Genomic DNA, 17,611 nt, shown 5'->3' on the forward strand with positions numbered 1-17,611 from the left:
TCCGGTAGTTGCTTTTGTGTCACTGAGTCGGCACCCCCCGCCCCTGCACACGCAGTTGATCCGCCATAGCGAACATCTGCAGAAGTGCATCCTTGGTGAGCAGGTTCTCACGGGGCACTGACACTGTGACTGGCGAGTCCTCGTGTAGGTCCCGACGCTGCGGCTGGCCATGGAGGCATGTCCAGTAAGCGGCTCGGTGCAGAGCCAGTCGGTCGTGTGTCGTGTGCATCCAGGCATCGGCGTCATCAGGCACCCTGACGAGGACCAAGAAGGTGGGTAGCGACCACTCGGATGCGGGTTTCGCCAGTTCGTTGTAGTACTTGCTCTTCAAATTGTGGCTAATGGCCGACGGGGTTGCTCGGCTTTTCCGGCTGCACTTCACCTGCACGCCGATCATGGGGTTATTCAGTCGGCCAAGAGGTCCTGGATGCCCGACGAGGAAGTCCATCATGTAGTCGTCGTCATGAAACTTTTGAGCGGACATCCCAGCGGCGGTAATGATGGCCTGGAAGAACACCTCACCGTAGCGGCCCTGACGGACCTCGCGGTTTAATGCCATCCAGCGTCAGCCCCGCCCCGTCACGGTCGTTAGCCCCACGTTGTACCCCATCACGTGCACCTCTTACACCACCATAGAAAGCGGTGCTCACGCCTCTGCAGTGATCGTAGTGAACGATGCGTCAGACAGGAAGCCGCACTCGAGTGTAGGTCTGGATGGGAGTGGCATCCGTCAGCTGCGGAGCGTGCGGGCAAATGGCTGATACGGGACGTTACATGGCACGAAGCTGACGCACAGAGGACCCGGCCCTCGAGCTACGGCAACTCATGCAGGCGGTACCCCGACGCCGGTGAAATGACAGCCGTGCGGAGAGCTGTCGGCACCTACCGTTGCCCACTTATCGGACCATACTCTGCCGACCGAGAGCCACGACTCAGGAGGAAACCGCATGCCCAAAACCACCCAACTCCGTACCTACACCGTCCGGGAGGGCATGCTCGACGAGTGGATGGAGCGGTGGCGTACGGAAATCGTGCCGCTGCGCCTGGAGTTGGGCTTCGCCATCGGTGGCGCCTGGGTGGACCGTGAGCGCAACCAGTTCCTGTGGCTCATCTCCTACGAGGGCCCGGAGACGTTCGCCGACCGCAACGCGCTCTACTGGGCCTCGCCGGCGCGTAAGGCGATGAACCTCGACCCGGACGAGTACCTGGTGCACACCGAAGACCGCACGGTCGAGACGGTTGAGCTGCAGCTGTGATCATGGGACCAGCGGCAGCATGTGGTGTCGCCGCTCGTCGTCCCTGAGGACGCGGAAGACCCGGCCGCGGGCGCCAGCCTCCAAGCGGGCAAAGTCGGGTTCGGCGGGCCACACTCGGGCCGTGCCGTCGAAGGACGCGGTAAGCAGGCGCGTGCCGTCTCGGGACCAGGCGACCGAGGCCAGCTTGTCCTGGTGCACGCCCACGATGGCGATCTCCTCGAAGGTGGCGGACGACCAGATGCGCACCGTGCAGTCGTCGGATCCGGTGGCGATGAGCTGACCGTCCGGGGACCAGTCGATGGCGCGAACGCGTCCCTCGTGGCCCTTGAGGCTCTCGATGCGGCGGCCCGTCGTGGTGTCCCAGACGGCGGCCGTCCAGTCCGCGGAAGCAGTGGCGATGCGCTGTTCGTCGGGTGACCAGGCGACGTCGTCGACGTAGTTGTCGTGACCGCGGAGCACGGTGAGCTGTCGGCACTCGGCAACGTCCCAGAGGCGGCACGTACGGTCGTCCGAAGCGCTGGCCAGCAGGCGGCCGCTGGAGGACCAGGCGATACGGCTGATCCAGTCCTGATGTCCTGTCAGGGAACTTAGTTCCACCCCGGCTTGGGCGGACCAGACCCGCACGGTTCCGTCGTGGTCCCCGGTGGCGATGCGGCTGCCGTCGGGACACCAGGCGATGGACTCGACTACGGCTCCCCGGTGGTCGAAGGCGCTGTCCTGGTTCGCGTGGACGATGCGGAAGACACCGTCGTTGGTGCTGATGGCCAGGCGGTCGTCGACTGGTGACCAGGCGGTGCTCCACACTCGGTCGGCTTGTTCGATCACGTGGTTGGAGGAGGCGCCGGTGGTCGCGTCCCACACTCGGACCGTTCCGTCATCCGAAGCGGTGGCGATGCGTGTGTCGTCGTGAGACCAAGCCGCCTGGTTCACGGGCCCACGGTGCCCGTCGAGCATCAGGCTCTCGGCACCGCGGGGCCGCAGATCCCATACCCGTCCTGTGCCGTCGGTGGAACTGGTGGCGAGCTGGTCACCTGACGGAGACCACGTCACTCCCCAGACCGTGTCGGTGTGTCCTCGCAGGACGGCGACAACCTTTGCGTCGTGGGCGTCGACGATCCGCACGGTCCGGTCGGAGGAGGCCGAGGCGAGCATCTGCCCGTCCGGCGACCAGGCAACGTTCCAGACGTAGTCCGTGTGGCCACGTACCAGGAGCCGCAGTGCGCCGCTCTCTGCGTCGAAGATCCGCACCGTGTGGTCACCGGAGCCGGTGGCGATGAGGCGTCCGTCTGGGGACCAAGCGATACCTTCCACGAAGTCGGAGTGGCCGGAGAGCGTCGTCTCCGGCGTGCCGGTGGTCAAGTCCCACACGAGGGCCGTCTGATCGTGTGAGGCCGAGGCCAGACGCGTGCCGTCTGGGGACCAGGCGACGCCCCACACGTCGTCGTGATGTCCGTGCAGCTCGTGTACGAGGTCGCCCGTCTCGGCGTCCCACACGCGCACCGTCTGATCGCGTGAACTGCCCGCTATCCAGCGCCCGTTGGGCGACCAGGCGACCTGTCGTCCGATGTAGGCGGCGCCTGTGAGTATCCGCAGGGGTTCTCCGGACGCGGCGTCCCAGATCCGTACGACGTGGTCGCGGCCCACGGTGGCGATCTGGGCGGAGTCCGGCGACCAGGCCACGCCTTCGACCATGACGCCCTCAGATGGGAGAACCCGCAGTGAGCGACCGGACTGCGCGTCGAAGACCCTTGCGGTGCCGTCGCGCGACGCGGTGGCGAGGAGGTGGCCGTTCGGCGACCAGGCGATGTGCCGGACTGTGTCGGTGTGTCCGTCGAGCTGGGTACGCAGGTGACTGGATGCGAGAGCCGTCATCAGGCCACGGCGGGCTGCCGGGGTCGGCGTGCATTCGCCCAGTGCGGCCAGCGTCAGGAGAAGAGACTGCTCCGGCTGCTGCTCCACGGCTCCGAGCGCGTACTGCCCGATGCTGTCCGAGACGCGGCGCAGGAACGCGAGATCACGCCGCTGCGAGGACTCGACGAGCGCCTGCGCCGGTTCCGACGCTTGTCCGGCCCCTTGCAGGGCATGCAACCAGCGCTGGGCCAGGGTCAGCCTCTCGCCGGTGAGCAGGTAGTCGGCGCTGCGGCCGGAGCGCTCCCAGTCCTCCGCCCACCGCTCGAGTTCCGCGCGCTGACGCAGCTGCTCAGCGCGCGCCTCGACCTCCTGCCGCAACGGGGCCCACTGACGAAACAGCGCCTCGTGCGTCACCTGGGCGTAGGGCTCCTGGTCGGCGCGCATATCGGACATCAGCAGGCGTGCCTCCACGAAAGCGTCCACGACGCGCCGCTCCTGCGCCGTCAGCTCGGTGAGCGGCACGCGGCGTCGAGCCACCTCCTGGCCTTGGACGGTGACGAATCGCAGCAGCACCCTCAGCACGAAGTCGATGCCGTCGCCTCCGGTGCCAAGCTCTGCCACTGTGTGGTCGGCCTGCCGGGCGAGGGCGCCGGCCACCCCGCCGAGGCTGCGATAGAGCTCCTCGGTGACGGTCTCACCAGGGCCTGAGGCGAAGTACAACTCTTGCAACAGATACGCGAGCAGCGGCAGCGCATCGTCCGTGCCCGCGTCGTTGACGATGGCGTCCACGACGCCGGGCGCGAAGGACAGGCCCACCAGAGCGCCCGGCTGCTCCACCGCCTGGGCGAGCTGGCTCCGGCCGAGAGCGCCGATGGCGACGGGATGCTGGAAGAGCTCGGCGCGGCCCGTACCGAGGAGCGCTCCTAGGAAGTCCACGCGCAGCGTGGCGAGCACTCGGATCCCGGCGTCCCGCGTTACGCAGGCGTGGAGGGCGTCGAGGAACTGGTCGCGTTCCCGCTCGCCGGCGAGGGTGACAACCTCCTCGAACTGGTCGACCACAAGGAGCATGCGGCGGAACCTGCCCCCTCGCAGCCGGGACAGCTCCGCGAGCAACGACGTCGGGTCCTGGCGAAGACGCCGCAGCACCGCGCTCGCGGGCTCGTGTCCCCCGCCAGCGGTGGCGATTGCGGAGGCCAATGCCGCAAGGGGGTTGGCGCCCGGAGAGAAGGCGGGCACGATCGACCAGCGCCGCCTGCGTAACCGCGGCATCACGCCCGCTCTCACCAGCGACGACTTCCCACTCCCCGATGCCCCGACGAGAACGAGGAACCGGTCGGCAGGCCGGTCCTGCGCTATGTGGAGCCGACGCGTCAGGTCCTCGGACTGGGCCTCCCGGCCGAAGAAGACCGCGGCCTCGTCCTCCACAAAGGCATCCAGACCGGGGTACGGAACCCGGTCACGGGGCCAGTCTGTTGGCGGTGGCGCCGGGTTTTCCAGTCGGTACACGACGACCTGCACCACCACCATCGTGATGATCAGCAGGCCGATGGCCGGTATCGCGACCTGTTGGAGCAGCTTCAGGAGCCACGGCACGTCGTTCTCGTTGGTGGCGTAGTTCGTGACGATGCCCAGCAGACTTGCGACGAGCACCAACATGACCTGGAGCAGCAGCTGCAGACGGCTCTTCATGAGACGCCAGTCGGCACGTCTTCACGCCGTCGCAGCACTCAACGCCCCCGCTCAGCGGCTACCGATCGCCCGGCATCGGGTCCCCGACGCTCGTGAACATCATCTGTGGCGTGGGAGGTGATCTCAACAGTGCCCCGAGAAAACAAGTCATAGTGCCGAGTTCTAGGGGAAGTTCGTCGTGGACCGGGGAATCGGAGGGAACGGGCTGTGCGAGAAGAGCGATGCGAACGGTGCGGGAACGTCATCGGGCTGGGGTGTGGCTGTCCACCCGACGGGGCCGTGCTGAAGGCTCGACCCTCTGTCGCCGTGAGGGAGGGGTGGCGGAGCTTCCCGCCCCAGACGATCTTGATCTCACCTACGGGGTACGCGCACCTGCCAGGGGCGTGCACTCATCTGACCGAGGAGTTGGTGAAGGCGCCGCGCTGGGGCTGGATCCCTGAGCCGTCGCCCGGGCTGTGGGACCGGTTGAGCGCCAGCTGCCCGGCGACCGCAACGGAGGGCAACACCGCGCGACAGGCAACACGGCGGTGTGAGGAGTGTCAGTCAGCCCTGTCGTGACGGACCGATGCGTCGCGGTTGGGCCGACTCAAGTTCGTCAGGTGGCCATGCTCAGCAGGATGTCCGTCAGGCGATCCGCCGCGTCCGGACGTCCCAGACCGCGAGCCTGCTGGGCCATGTGCTGGCGCCGCTCGGCGGAGGAGAGGATCGGACCGACCGCCGCGCGGAGACCTTCCGGGGTGACCGCGTCTTTCACCAAGGCAACCGCAGCCCCTGCCTCCTGAAGATGCAGCGCGTTGTGCTCCTGCTCGTTGCCCGCCGAAGTCGCGAGCGGAATGAGGACGGACGGCTTACCGAGGGCGGTCAGTTCGGCGATCGTGCCCGCGCCGCTACGCGAGATGACGACGTCGGCGAGGGCCAGGACGTCGGGAAGTTCCGGCCCGACGAAGTCAGTGACCAGGTAGCGGCGCCGGACACCATCCGGGAGCCCGGCGGCGTACTGTCGCGACTCCTCCACGGACGTGGCGCCGCACTGGTGAATGACGTTGGCCTGGCTGAGCAGCCACGGGAGAACCGCACGCACAACGGTGTTGATCTGTACCGAGCCCTGGGCGCCGCCAGTGACGTACACCGTCGGAAGGCTCCGGTCGAAACCAGCGAGACCAAGCGCGCTGATCGCCTTATCCGCCTGGCCAGTCAGGACTTCGGGTCGTACGGGATTGCCCGTGACGACCGCCGAGTCGCGCACCGAATCCGGCAGCAACGGCAGCGTCGACTCAGACGAAACAGCAATACGGGTGGCGGCGCGGGCCAAGGCGCGGTTGGCCAGGCCCAGGCGGACCGTCTGCTCGTGGATGACCAACGGCCGCCGGCGGAACTTGGCTGCCAAGCCGACCGGGACAGCCACGTAACCCCCGGTCGACAGCACCACATCCGGCCTGAAGTCGGAGACGATCGTACGAGCCTGCGCGGCGCCGAGCGGGACGCGCCCCATGTCCTTGATGTTGGCCGGAGAGGCCAGCTTGAGCGGGTTGCTGGAGCGGCGGATCTTGCCGGTCGCGACCGTCTTGAACGGGATGCCCTCGCGCTCGGTGACCCGCGCCTCCAGACCGGCCGCCGTGCCGACCCACAGCACTTCCAGGCCGATGCCCAGGCGGGCGAGCCGTGCGCTCGTCGTGCGGATCGCGGTGAGCGCGGGGTAGGTGTGGCCGCCGGTCCCGCCGCCCGTGACGATCAGCCGGAAGGGTCGGCCGAGGGCGGCGAGGCGGCGGTCGAGGTCAGCGCTGGTCACGTTGTGGGGGTTCCGTTCCGGCGGGCGCCGGGGCGCTGCCCGGGCCGGGAGACATTCGGACTTGCCGGACGATATCAGGCAGGCGGACCTTCGTAAGGAGCCGTCCAACACCCCAGGGAGTGGCGCCGAATTGACGGAGGTACGTGTTCAGGGTGCGCTGCTGGGCGGGGGTGAGGACGAACTCCCGTACGCCTTCTGCGGCGCGTCGGAAGCGGCGAAGATCGCGTACGTCCTCCCGTCGTTGCGCGGCTGCCAGGAAGAGGGCGAGGTTGAAGCCCGCAGTCTGGCGCAGGACCGCCGGTGGGTCGACGCGGAAGATCTCGGAGAGCATCAGGCGGTGGTACTCGGCACCCTCGTGCACCAGCGCTTCGATCAGGCTGCCGCCGCCCACGCCGACACGCGCCTCCCGCAGGGCGGCCAGGCAGGCGCGAGCCGCCAGGTCCGTAGTGTCCTGCAGAGCTTCGGAGATGATGCGGGTCCGGTAGGTGTAGAGCAGGTTGTTGCCCAGGTGGCCTTCGATGTACTGGTCGATGTGCTCGGTCGCGTGCGTGAGCAGCGCGGTGCGGTTGTCCCACAGCTGTTCGTCCGTCTCCGCCTCGAACTCCTTCAGTACGGCCGTCAGCGTCGGGCCGTGGTCCATCGACCGTGCCAGCTCCAGCCAGCGCATGGGTGACACGCCGTGCGCTCGCAGGAGAGCCAGGAGTACGGCGAAGACACCGCCGTTGTAGAGCGAGGCCAGGAACAGGTTCATCACCCGGCATTCCCGGTAGTCCTCGTACGGCATGTCGGGGACCGTGACGCAGACTTCGTCCACCTCGGCTGCCCGCAGCTCCTCGCCGAGCACGCTGTAGGCGCCGTAACAGCGCGGCATGACCCGCCACTTGGTGATCAGTCCGTGCTCGCGGCGGTATGCGTCCGTGCACATCTCGCTGCCCGGCAGGATGGTCAGCTGGAACATGTTCAGGCGGTCGAAGCCTGCATCTACGAGCTGGCGCAGCGTGCCGAGGTGCTTGGTCTTGGAGTCGCCGGGCAGGGCGAGGATGACCTCGCTGTACGTACCCGCTCCCGCGTCCGAGGCGGCGAGGGCGATGTCCATGAGCTTGCCGGCGTCAATGTTCGACCGGGCGATCCTGCGCAGGACGTCGGGGTCGAGGGACTGCACGGCGCCCGACAGGCTGATTGCACCCGGCACTTGGGCGACGGCGGACAAGACGCGGTCGCGCTGGTTCTTGCCGGTGGTGACGTTGACGACGCGCGGCCAGCCGTAGAGCTGCTGGCATTCGGCGATCACTCGGCAGGTGTCGTGGTCGTCGGGGTACATGCCGAAGTTGCTGTCGGTGATGAGGAGTTCGTTGCGGGCGGCCCCCGCTTCGACCAGGGGTTTCATACGGCGGCCGATGTAGTGCAGCTCGTCGCGGATCTGCTCGGCGTGCTTCTTGGCGACTCGCTGGAAGTACGACGTGCCTTCCTGGCAGAAGGTGCACTTGAACGGGCAGCCGCGGTTCGTCTGCACGGTGGGCACGAGCTTGCCGTCGAAGAACTCGTCCATGAGGCCGCCCGTGTACGGGGACGGCACGACGGACAGGTCGTGGATGCGCAGCCGCGGGCGCGGGGCATGGAGTATCCCGTCGTCGCCGAGGCGGTGCACCCCGTCGATGTGTCCGCGGATCTCGGTGCGGTCGACGTCGTTGAGGGTGCGAAGGAGGTCGGCGAACGCGGGCTCGCCCTCACCGTCGATGTAGAAGTCGACCTTCCCGGCCAGGCGCTCGTGCCAGAACTCGTTTTGCTCGGGGCGGCGGAGCGGGTAGTGCGGGCCACCGAAGACGACCGTCGTACGTGGGAAGTGCCGCTTGATCAACTCCGCCAAGGCGAGCGAGAGTTGACTGTTCCAGATGTAGTGCGAGAACCCGATCACGTCGGGCGGCCCGTCCGCCTCCAGCGCGGCTGCCAGCGCCTCGGGGTACTTGAAGATCCGTACGGGGTGGGCGAGGTCCATCTTCGTCGCGGCGTAGGTGGCCAGGCCCGCGATCGCCTGCGGCATCGTCTCGGCCGAGATCGTCTGCTGGGTGTACGTGAGGTCGGCCAGCCACACCGTCAACGTGACCCGCGGCCGCGCGGACGAGACGACGGTCGGTGTCGGCAGGGGGACGGCTGTCGTCATGACAGAGCCTCCTCACGGCGCAGGAAGATCTGCAGGAGCAGCCGGCGCTCGTCCTCGGGCACGTCCTCCTGGCCGTCGCCGAGAGCCTCCCGGCCGTGGCAGCTCAGGTGCTGGTTGACGATCAGCAGGTCACCCCGACCGAGGGGGAACCGCCGCTGCCCGCTGATGAGTTCACGTTCCAGGGCGCGAGCAGCCTTGGTGTACGGGTCGTCGGGGTCGGCGTCGGCGAGCATCTTCGCCGTGAAACGGACGAAGCCTCCGAGCGGCGAGTGTCCGTCGATGATGGGGAACGGCTTCCATTCCTCGCCGACGCCGGTTAGTTCGTAGAAGTCACCGTCCTCGTACTTCGGGTGGGTGAGCAGCTCGGCGTCCACGTAGCTGAGACGGTCCACGGCTCGGCGGACCTGCGAGACGAGGCTGTGGCCCCGTCCCTTCGGATCCGGACGTACGCAGAGCAGCGCACTGTAGTCAGGCGGCCAGGTGGAGTTGACGATGTCCAGGTGCATCGGGTTGTAACCGGCGCCCGTCGCGCGCATCGGGTCCTTCGCCAGATTGGTGCCGAGAGGCTTCCACAAGGGCCAGCGGTCGAAGGCACGCAAGGGCCTGGCGATCAGGGAGAGCAGCGCGGTGATGACGCGGGCGTCGTACTGGATGCCGGTGGCATCGAGGAGTTCGGCCAACTCCAGGACGGCGAAACCGTCACCGTCCGGGGCATTCAGCAGCTGGTCACACGTGGCGGCGAACTCCGGAACGTGCGGAAGATCCGCCATGGCCTGGCGGTAAGCGGTCATCGTCGCAGCGGACAGCAGGCCGTCGGTGAGCTGCCAGTCAGGCAGGGCCGACGCGCAATGCGCCAGGCCGGCGACGAGGTCCTTCGGCAGTTTCACCCGGTATTCGGGCAGCGGTGGTGTCGACATGGCACTCCTCGAATCGGAGAGATGTGTGGTGAAGGGCGATGTACGGGGACGAAGGGGCGGGCGGCGATCAGGACGGGAAGACACACCAGGCGACGGTTCCGTCGTCGGTGAAGCCCCAACTCCCGCCCAGCTCGCCGACGAGGGCGTCACAAGCCACAGGCCGCGTCCGCTCTCCTCGTCCGGGCCGACTCGCTTCGAGCGGGGGATGTCGGACGGCGAGTGGTCGTTGACCTCGAGGCGCACCTGGCCGTCGACGTGTCTCAGACGGAGGCCGACCGTCGTGCTGCGTCCATGGAGGACCGCGTTGCTGATCAGCTCCGAGATCACCACCTCCGCGGATTCGACCCGTACCGCCGGCATGCGGCAGACATTCCGGAGCCAGGTGATGCCGATGCGCCGGGCGTGCTCGACGCGTGACGCATCTCGTACGAAGGCGACGTCGACGGAGGAGTGCTGGTGCCCGTGGTGCTCCTGTTGCCCATCGTGCTCTGCGGCTGCATGAGTCGCGGATGTGGCGCAGGCGCCTACAGCGAGCGCGGGAGCTGCTGAGGCTGTCGTCGGAACTGCAGGCACCATTGCCCAGTCCTTCCGCAGGCGAGGGGAGACCGGGAGCGCAGAGGCGCTCTCCATGGCCCAATCACCGTGCCCCGTGGGAAAGTTGCTTCGCAACGAAAAGGCTCTAGAAATTTCTTCGAGAACGAAAGTGGCACATGACTCCGCAAGCGCATGGTCTGTTGCAGCGCGCGTATCGCGTGTCAGACTGCGCGCATCGCGGCTTCGGCGAACGCAAGCGATGGAGGGGCGAGCACATGGCGGCCAAACCCAGACCGACCGTGCGGCGCATCGAACTCGGTTACGAGTTGCGGCAGTTGCGCGAACAGGCAGGGATGACGCTCGAGGACGTCGTCGGAAGCGGCGCAGTCAAAGGCTTGTACGTCACTAAGCTCCACCGTGTCGAGAAGGGGCTTCAGGACCTCCGTAGCGCCGGCGATCTGCGCGCCCTTCTGGAGCTGTACGGCGTGACCGACGACGGCGACGTGGAGCAACTGCTGGGGATCCAGCGGGACGGCGCGAGTCAGGACTGGTGGACGCCCTTCCGGTCCACGATGCCGTCGGGCATGCCGCGCTTCGTCGGGATCGAGACGGCGGCACGGGAGACGTGGGCTTTCCACCCAGCGCTCGTACTCGGGCTGCTGCAGACCCAGGCATACGCCCGCGCGCTGTACGAACTCGCGAAGCCGATCGAGGAGACCACCAGCGAGTTCATCGACAAGAACATCCAAGTCCGCATCAAGCGCAAGGAATTCCTCACCAGGGACGAGGAGCCTCTGCGGCTGAGAGCCGTTCTGTACGAACCGGCCCTGCGGTACGTGGTCGGCGACACGGACGTGATGCGGGAGCAGTACGACGAGATCGCCAGGCTGGCGTCCCTGCCCAACGTGAGCGTTCAGGTCCTTCCCCAGACCCTTCGGGGATACCTGTCCGTGCACGACTTCAGCATCCTGCACCTGGACGACGGAATGCCGACCTCGGTGCAGGTGGACAACGCGTGGAGCGCCACGTCGGTCTCCGACAAGCCACGCGAAGTCGGACGGTTCACCCGGAAGTTCAACGCCCTCACGGCGTCCGCGCTGCCGCCGGAGGACACGCCAGAGTTCCTGCAACAACTCATGCGAGAGATCACCAAATGACCCACACCCGTACCCACATGGCCCCCGAGCTCACCGGCGCCGGAGCGCGCTGGTTCAAGTCGTCGTACTCCGACGGCGCCGGCAATAACTGCGTGGAGGTGGCGGACCTGGCTGAGACGGCGTACGCCGGCATCGCGATCCGGGACAGCAAGGTCTCCGAGGGGGCTGTGCTGCTTGTTGGTCGTGCATCGTTCGTGGCGTTCGTCCAGGGCATTCGACAAGGACGGTAAGAAAGGGCCCCCATGCTGCCGGGGGCCTCGTACCGTATTCGTCGACGCGGTGGTCAGCCGTACCGCAGCGACTCGTTGCTGCTGCGCTTCAACGGCACGGTGCACAGTCGTGTGCCGCGATGACCGTGGGGTCATCGCGGTCCGCAGGGGGCTCGGCGTGGAACGCGGCGGTATCGGTGCTGAGCGGCGGCACGGGGAGCTTCTTCGGCATCACGTTGTCCCGGAATTCGACTACGGCCTGGGGTTATTGGTGCTCTTTGAATTCAGAGAGCACCAACTAGACTAGCTAGCGGAACCCAAAAAGAACCCCCACCCTCCCGGCGCAGGCAGGGGAGTGGGGGCCTCTTGGTTCTTGCGGGATGGGGCGGCTCAGCTTTCGGAGAATGCGCTGGATGTGCGACATGAGCTCCCATTCGGGGCGCCGCGCCAGCAGATCGAGAGCTTGTATTTTTTTGTTCCCTTTATGTTATAGGTGAAAGAATTGCTGCCCACGTCTCCACCATCATCAGCCCAGGCGACGGCCTCACCCCTGTCGACATCATAGAGGGCGCCATGCACCCCATAACCATCAGCGTGCGAGTCCGTGACAATGAATCTGTCGCCGTCGTCAACGAAATGGATATTTCCTCGATAAATTGGGGCGTCGTACCAATACTGCGTGCGATCGGCGGCGTAGGCCGTGCTGGTGGCCCCAATGACCATGACAAGCGCAGACGCAGACACGACCACACTGCCGATGACTGACCTCTTAGCCATTCCCCCCCAGGATCGCGCAACAGCGGGTGATCAAGTTGCGACTGTGTGTAGATACTGGCTCAAGTGGCAGCGTTGCGCAAGCCCCAACAACCCTAGAAATAGCGCTTCTTGGGCCTGTTGCGGCCACCTCTGGGCTGCTCTGGCCGGAGGCGACGATGCGCCTGGCGATCTCGTCGCCGGACTGCCCAGGGATGTCACGGTCCAGGACGGCGATGTCGTAGGCGTTGACGCCCAGCATTTCCAGCGCGGTGTCGCCATCACCCGCGATGTCGGCGGCGATGGCCTCCAGGCGCAGGCCATCGCGGATGGCCTCTGCCATCAAGGGTTCGTCCTCGACGATCAACACACGCATGCTCTCGATGCTACGAGCCGCCGCATATCGCCGGCATATCGAAAACCGCATACGCCCCGGCAACACCGTGCTGCCTTGACTGGCAGCCAGTAATCCGGCGGCGCCGGCTTCCATGGCACGACGCAGCTAGCCAGGGCGGCCGAAGGTAGTGAGGGGGCTGTCTCCGCTCTTCCGGCCCTTCTCGTGCTCGTGGGTTTGCGTCCGCTCCTGCCTGTTAGGGACCGGCGCCGGATCGCCGCCGAGGCAGAGTTTCGTAACTGGCCGGTCGTGCGACGAAGTCGAAGGCCCAGCCCCGGATCCCCCCCGGTCGCCGCCCCCCGGTCGCCGCCGAGAATGGCAGCGCCGGGGCCTGCGAACTCGTGCCAGAGCCGCGGTATGTCCACCTTCCCATGGGTCATCGCCGCCTCACGATGGGGCAGAAACGGAAGCTTGTCCGCCGCACACAGGATCGGGTATATATGCATCCGCTTCGAAGCAACAGACTCTACTCGGCCCCACTAGCTTCGGAGCAGCCGCTGGTACCAATAACCCGGCGGCAGGCAATCCTTCCTTCAAACTCGGGAGATTTGCACCATGAGCATCAAGAAGATAGGGCTCTCCATCGGGATGACGGCCGCCCTTGTCGCCAGCCTCATCGCAAGTGCTCCGGCCGCAAGCGCGCACGACGCCGGTGAGCATCCCACCTGGGACTTCGTTCTCGCGCAGTACTCCGACTGGAATGGGGGCTGGTATGACTACTCGTCCCACAACAACGACCCGGACTTCTCCAACAATTATTGGGACCATGCGACCTCGAACGGTTCGATCGACAACAGTGCAAGCTCCATGCACAACTGGAACTGCCACCCGGCAAAGCTGTTCCAGTTCGCTGGTTACTCCGGCGTGACCTACACGGCCGCCCCGGGATCGAGTGACTCGACTTTCAGCAACAACGGATTCGATAACAAGGCAAGCGCTGTCAAGTTCTACGCCTGCTGACGGACTGAAATCCGCGGGCCCGGGAACTCCAGTTCGCAAAGGAGTCTCCCGGCTCCCGGAGACGGGAATAAGGCAAATGAGACATGCTATTCACATGACACTATCTGTCTTTTTCGTGCTTCTTGCGTGTGGCTGTTCGACAGCAAAGCCTTCACCGGTTACATCTAGGCCAGCCGCGGGCCCGGAACCGACGGATGAGGTGCGCAGCCTCAAACTCCCTTTTGACGAATACCAATTCTCGCTGCAAGAGCATTACACAGTGTCGGCCGCTAGAGATAAACTGATCGCTGAATGCATGTCTGAAAAGGGGCGAAAATGGGAGATGCGAGAGAGGCTAACCGATGTCGAGGATCTGCCTAACCGGCGGCGCTACGGATTGATCGAGATCGAGGTTGCCAGGAGATTCGGCTTCCATGAACCTCCAGAGCGACTGGCGGTAAACGAAAGTCAGAAGATTTCTCACGAAAGGGAGCGTCAAGCGCAGATCGCAAAGAGCGAGGGGTGTGACAAGAAGGCGGATGCAAAACTCGGCAGAGATGTTGAGGGCAATTATGGGCCACTCGTCGGCCTCAGCCAGAAACTCCTGCTGGAGGCTCTTCATTCTCCTGAAGTATCAGATAATCTAGGCGCCTGGCGCGACTGCATGAAGGGAAAGGGTTACAGCTATTCGGATCCTTATAAATCAATCGGTGATCGGGTGTGGTGGTCGCGGGAGGGGGCAGGAAAAACCGGACGCCCAAGCTCCGACCGAGAAATCGATACGGCCGTGGCGGACGTTACGTGTAAACGTACTGCAGGCCTGGTGAACGCCTGGTTTGTAGAGGAGGCGCGGCTTCAGCGGCAGAGCCTCAAGAGTGACTCTGGTTACTTTCGCGAGATAAAAGCTTACAAGAATAGTATATTGAATTCTTCGCGAGCAGCACTTGAGGAATGAGCCTTTGTCAACCTCAGGCTGAGTACTGGTAAGAGCGGCTGACGCGGAGGTACGGACGGGTTCCAATGGCCATGTCATTCGAGTCTCGACAGCCTCACACGCTAGCGTCGCAGCTTCTGTTGTGGCGAGGTAGTTCGACGGTGATCCGCAGTCCGCCCTCGGGTCGCGCGGTGATGGTGAGGGACCCGTCGTGCGTGCGGACGATCGTCTTGACGATCGCCAGGCCGAGGCCAGCGCCCCCGTGGTCTTCGTGGAGGCGTTCCGTGCCGCGCTGGAAGGGCTCGGTGAGGGTCGAGACGAGTTCGGGGGTGAGCTGCTCACCGCTGTTCTCGACGGTGAGCAGCACGCTCTGCGGTCCTGCGGTGGTCTCGACGCGCACGGTGCCGCGGTCGGGCAGATTGTGCACGATCGCGTTGTGTACGAGGTTCATGGTCATCTGCAGCAGCAGTTCCAGCGACCCGTGGGCCGGGGCCGCCTCACCGGTGACCTCGACGGTGACCCCGCGCTTCTCGGCGAGTGGGAGCAGCGTCTCATCGGCCTCCTCTGCGAGGAGGGACAGGTCGACCGTCTCTGGTGTGAACGCCCGCTGCTCGGCGCGGCTGAGCACGAGCAGCGCCTCGGTGAGGCCGATGGCCCGGGCGTTGATGGCGTGCAGCCGGTCGTAGACCTCGGCAGGGTCCCTTCTCGGGTCGCTGCGGGCCACGTCGAGCAAGGCTTGGGTGGTCGCCAGCGGGGTGCGCAGTTCGTGCGAGGCGTTGGCGGCGAACCGCTGCTGCTCGGCGACGTGCGCTTCGAGGCGCGCGAGCATCCCGTCGAAGGCATCGGCCAGTTCGCGGAACTCATCCTTGCGGCCGGGCAGCCGGATGCGGTGGGCGAGCGATCCGTGCGTGGCCAGGCGGGTGGCGTCCGTGATACGGGTCAGCGGGGAGAGCATGCGGCCTGCGAGGACCCACCCTCCAATCAGACCGAACAGTAGAAGGAAGATCAGCACTGCGGCTGCCCTCGGGGCGAAGACGTCCAGAAGGGCCGATCGGACGGGAAAGACCTCGTTGGGCCGGTCGTCGGGGTCTTTGAGTAGCGCGCGTTCAGGGACATAGCGCAGGAGGAACACCCACACTGCCCCGAGTAGCAGTCCGCCAGCCAGCATGATGAAGCAGGCGTAGCTGAGGGTGAGTTTGAGGCGAACACTCAGCCCGGGTGACCTGTCCATAACGCTCACCCTCCATGTCCAGACTTCAGTCGGGCGTCGACGTAGCAGCCGACGTCAGGTTACGAGGTGGTGTATATCGTCGGCGTATCGAAAACTGGATATGCGTCGGTGACGCCACGCGTGTTCACCGGAGATGGATCGTGACGACATCCGGTCAACCTCGCTCATGTCGATGCCCGGGTAGGCGGTGTCAACCAGGGCGTAGGCGTGCGGCGAGCGAACCTGGCCCTCGGGCACGGTGTCTTGCCTCGGATGTGGCGTTCACGTTCTTCGGCGCACGGCACCACCCGGTGATCATCGCGATGGTCGCGCCGACAATGACCAGTACCTCCGGCTCGGCGCCTTCCACAGATCCGTTTCGTGCTCAGAGTGTGAGCTAGCTTAGCTAGCGCGGCTACCGCCGAGCCGATCAAGTAACTGATGAGTCCCGAGTTGCCTGCACTGCGTTGTGGCGCTCCACAGCGACCTTGAGCAGGGTCTCGCGGAGTGCCTCCCGAGTGCGGCCACGGGTTTTCACGGCGTGGCAGTTCGGGCACAGGGCGACCATCTGGCTGGGGTGATCGCGACCGCCGAGGGCGAGATCCATGACATGGTCGACTTCGAGTATCGGCAGGCCCTTGTCGGTCACGTCAGCGGGCTGGCCCGCGCAGTGTGGATTTTCGCAACGGCCCTTGCTGCGACCAAGCGCCGCCCAGCGTGCAGCGCTCGAGCGTATGGGATTGCGGGCGGTGCGTGAGACCCGCTTGCCGTGGTTCTTGCCCTCTCCGTGCTCGGCGATACGACACAGGCGCTCGTACTCAGCAGCCGTGATGAGCCAAGGTTCCGGCTGATTCTCGGCTTCCTTGGCTTCGCTGGGTGTCGCGTCGCTTGCCACGTCATCGTCGTACAGACCGACGTCGGTCAGCAGCGGGCCGTAGTCCAGATCGTCGAAGAACCTGCACAAGAGCTCACCGATCACGGCGAGACGGGTTTCTCCGGAGCGTCGAAGAAGGTCGTACACCGACTCTGCCAAGCCGCCGAGCGGCTGGTTGTCGCGAAACCAATTGCGCAGTTCCGTGTCGCCATGGGCTGCGGGCACGGCGCCTTGATGATCGGGCAGCACCCAGAGGCCGGCACGGCACAGAGCGGCGACGGGATAGTCAGGCCGCGGGCGCTCTCCCCTCATGCCGTGCCTTTGAAGAAGAGTCGTGAGCGCTTCCTCGGTCTCCCTCCACGACAGGAGCCGCGGCTCGCCGCGGCGGGCGCGTCCGATGGCCCACAGCAGCACAATCGGCTGGAACAAGGCAGGGCGTCCGGAGGAACGATTCACCTTGAGGCGGACAACGCGCTCGATGAGGTCGTCACGGATGTCGACGGTCTCCACGAGTTCGTCCACCACGGTGAAACCCAGCCTCCTGAGAAGACGCACCGCGTGCCCGGCGCCGCCGGAGAAGTCCTTCGCTGCCAATGGCTCCTGGCCAGGAACGAACCCGTGTGCCGCGCCCACGATCGCCTTGGAGTCATAGTGCCGGTCCCCGTGCAACAGCATGTAGCGGCGGGCGTGCCCAAAACCGTATTGCTGGAGGAAGGCATCGCGGCCAAGCCGGTCGTACTGCTCGACAGCCTTGTTGACCTCGATACGAGTTATGTCCGTCAGCGCCATGACAAGAACCCTACGCAACCGGACTGACATCCCTCCCGCGGCTGATGTGGGTACCGTTCGTCGCGCCGGCATCCGGGATTAGGCTCCGCCGGTGAAAACGCAGAATCGCTTCCAGCTCACATTTGATGGGCGCTCCTACGCCGTCGCAGTCGATG

General features: G+C 65.7%; 12 protein-coding genes and 2 pseudogenes. 5 read left to right on the plus strand and 9 right to left on the minus strand.

Annotated elements, in window-relative coordinates; all coding sequences use genetic code 11:
* Positions 1-19 precede the first annotated feature (19 nt).
* Positions 20-559: a DUF4365 domain-containing protein gene (locus OHT21_RS18360; protein ID WP_328769409.1), complete on the minus strand. Its 540-nt coding sequence runs from the start codon at positions 557-559 to the stop codon at positions 20-22.
* Between the two features lie 388 nt (positions 560-947).
* Between OHT21_RS18360 and OHT21_RS18365 the strand changes: the two genes are divergently transcribed.
* The gene (locus OHT21_RS18365; protein ID WP_328769410.1) at positions 948-1,256 is read left to right on the plus strand and encodes an NIPSNAP family protein; all 309 of its coding nucleotides are present in this window, start codon (positions 948-950) and stop codon (positions 1,254-1,256) included.
* Here OHT21_RS18365 and OHT21_RS18370 read toward each other — a convergent pair whose 3' ends face one another.
* From OHT21_RS18370 to OHT21_RS44690, 5 genes and pseudogenes are all read right to left on the minus strand, one after another.
* Complete coding sequence (locus tag OHT21_RS18370) at positions 1,257-4,796, minus strand: nSTAND1 domain-containing NTPase (protein WP_328769411.1); 3,540 nt, start codon at positions 4,794-4,796, stop codon at positions 1,257-1,259.
* A gap of 595 nt (positions 4,797-5,391) precedes the next feature.
* Positions 5,392-6,585 (minus strand): UDP-N-acetylglucosamine--N-acetylmuramyl-(pentapeptide) pyrophosphoryl-undecaprenol N-acetylglucosamine transferase, encoded by a 1,194-nt coding sequence (locus tag OHT21_RS18375; protein WP_328769412.1) that lies wholly within the window; start codon positions 6,583-6,585, stop codon positions 5,392-5,394.
* A complete protein-coding gene (locus OHT21_RS18380; protein ID WP_328769414.1) occupies positions 6,572-8,746 on the minus strand; it encodes a B12-binding domain-containing radical SAM protein in 2,175 nt (724 codons plus the stop codon). The genes OHT21_RS18375 and OHT21_RS18380 overlap by 14 nt, the downstream gene beginning before the upstream one ends.
* Entirely contained in the window at positions 8,743-9,663 is a 921-nt protein-coding gene (locus tag OHT21_RS18385) for a TauD/TfdA family dioxygenase (RefSeq protein ID WP_328769415.1), read from the minus strand. The genes OHT21_RS18380 and OHT21_RS18385 overlap by 4 nt, the downstream gene beginning before the upstream one ends.
* 207 nt (positions 9,664-9,870) lie before the next feature.
* Positions 9,871-10,293: pseudogene (locus tag OHT21_RS44690) on the minus strand (ATP-binding protein); the annotation flags it as partial.
* Positions 10,294-10,472: 179 nt separating this feature from the next.
* Here OHT21_RS44690 and OHT21_RS18390 point away from each other — a divergent pair.
* Complete coding sequence (locus OHT21_RS18390; protein ID WP_328769416.1) at positions 10,473-11,354, plus strand: helix-turn-helix domain-containing protein; 882 nt, start codon at positions 10,473-10,475, stop codon at positions 11,352-11,354.
* A complete protein-coding gene (locus tag OHT21_RS18395; RefSeq protein WP_328769417.1) occupies positions 11,351-11,584 on the plus strand; it encodes a DUF397 domain-containing protein in 234 nt (77 codons plus the stop codon). The genes OHT21_RS18390 and OHT21_RS18395 overlap by 4 nt, the downstream gene beginning before the upstream one ends.
* A gap of 871 nt (positions 11,585-12,455) precedes the next feature.
* On the opposite strand, the pseudogene OHT21_RS18400 reads toward OHT21_RS18395, so the two are convergent.
* Positions 12,456-12,692 (minus strand): annotated as a pseudogene (locus tag OHT21_RS18400) (response regulator); the annotation flags it as partial.
* 573 nt (positions 12,693-13,265) lie between these two features.
* Here OHT21_RS18400 and OHT21_RS18405 point away from each other — a divergent pair.
* The gene (locus tag OHT21_RS18405; RefSeq protein WP_328769419.1) at positions 13,266-13,670 is read left to right on the plus strand and encodes a hypothetical protein; all 405 of its coding nucleotides are present in this window, start codon (positions 13,266-13,268) and stop codon (positions 13,668-13,670) included.
* A 94-nt stretch (positions 13,671-13,764) separates the two neighbouring features.
* Positions 13,765-14,604 carry a hypothetical protein gene (locus OHT21_RS18410; protein ID WP_328769420.1) on the plus strand — a complete coding sequence of 280 codons (840 nt, stop codon included), beginning with the start codon at positions 13,765-13,767 and terminating at the stop codon, positions 14,602-14,604.
* Between the two features lie 94 nt (positions 14,605-14,698).
* On the opposite strand, the gene OHT21_RS18415 is transcribed toward OHT21_RS18410, so the two are convergent.
* Positions 14,699-15,814: a sensor histidine kinase gene (locus OHT21_RS18415; protein ID WP_328769421.1), complete on the minus strand. Its 1,116-nt coding sequence runs from the start codon at positions 15,812-15,814 to the stop codon at positions 14,699-14,701.
* Between the two features lie 409 nt (positions 15,815-16,223).
* Complete coding sequence (locus OHT21_RS18420; RefSeq protein WP_328769422.1) at positions 16,224-17,456, minus strand: HNH endonuclease; 1,233 nt, start codon at positions 17,454-17,456, stop codon at positions 16,224-16,226.
* Positions 17,457-17,611: the final 155 nt, after the last annotated feature.

Source organism: Streptomyces sp. NBC_00286, from assembly GCF_036173125.1.
GTDB lineage: Bacteria > Actinomycetota > Actinomycetes > Streptomycetales > Streptomycetaceae > Streptomyces.

Coding starts and splice junctions, on each gene's coding strand:
- OHT21_RS18360 (WP_328769409.1), bottom strand. CDS start 559: ATGGCATTAAACCGCGAGGTCCGTCAGGGCCGCTACGGTGAGGTGTTC.
- OHT21_RS18365 (WP_328769410.1), top strand. CDS start 948: ATGCCCAAAACCACCCAACTCCGTACCTACACCGTCCGGGAGGGCATG.
- OHT21_RS18370 (WP_328769411.1), bottom strand. CDS start 4,796: ATGAAGAGCCGTCTGCAGCTGCTGCTCCAGGTCATGTTGGTGCTCGTC.
- OHT21_RS18380 (WP_328769414.1), bottom strand. CDS start 8,746: ATGACGACAGCCGTCCCCCTGCCGACACCGACCGTCGTCTCGTCCGCG.
- OHT21_RS18385 (WP_328769415.1), bottom strand. CDS start 9,663: ATGTCGACACCACCGCTGCCCGAATACCGGGTGAAACTGCCGAAGGAC.
- OHT21_RS18390 (WP_328769416.1), top strand. CDS start 10,473: ATGGCGGCCAAACCCAGACCGACCGTGCGGCGCATCGAACTCGGTTAC.
- OHT21_RS18395 (WP_328769417.1), top strand. CDS start 11,351: ATGACCCACACCCGTACCCACATGGCCCCCGAGCTCACCGGCGCCGGA.
- OHT21_RS18405 (WP_328769419.1), top strand. CDS start 13,266: ATGAGCATCAAGAAGATAGGGCTCTCCATCGGGATGACGGCCGCCCTT.
- OHT21_RS18410 (WP_328769420.1), top strand. CDS start 13,765: ATGACACTATCTGTCTTTTTCGTGCTTCTTGCGTGTGGCTGTTCGACA.
- OHT21_RS18415 (WP_328769421.1), bottom strand. CDS start 15,814: ATGGACAGGTCACCCGGGCTGAGTGTTCGCCTCAAACTCACCCTCAGC.
- OHT21_RS18420 (WP_328769422.1), bottom strand. CDS start 17,456: ATGGCGCTGACGGACATAACTCGTATCGAGGTCAACAAGGCTGTCGAG.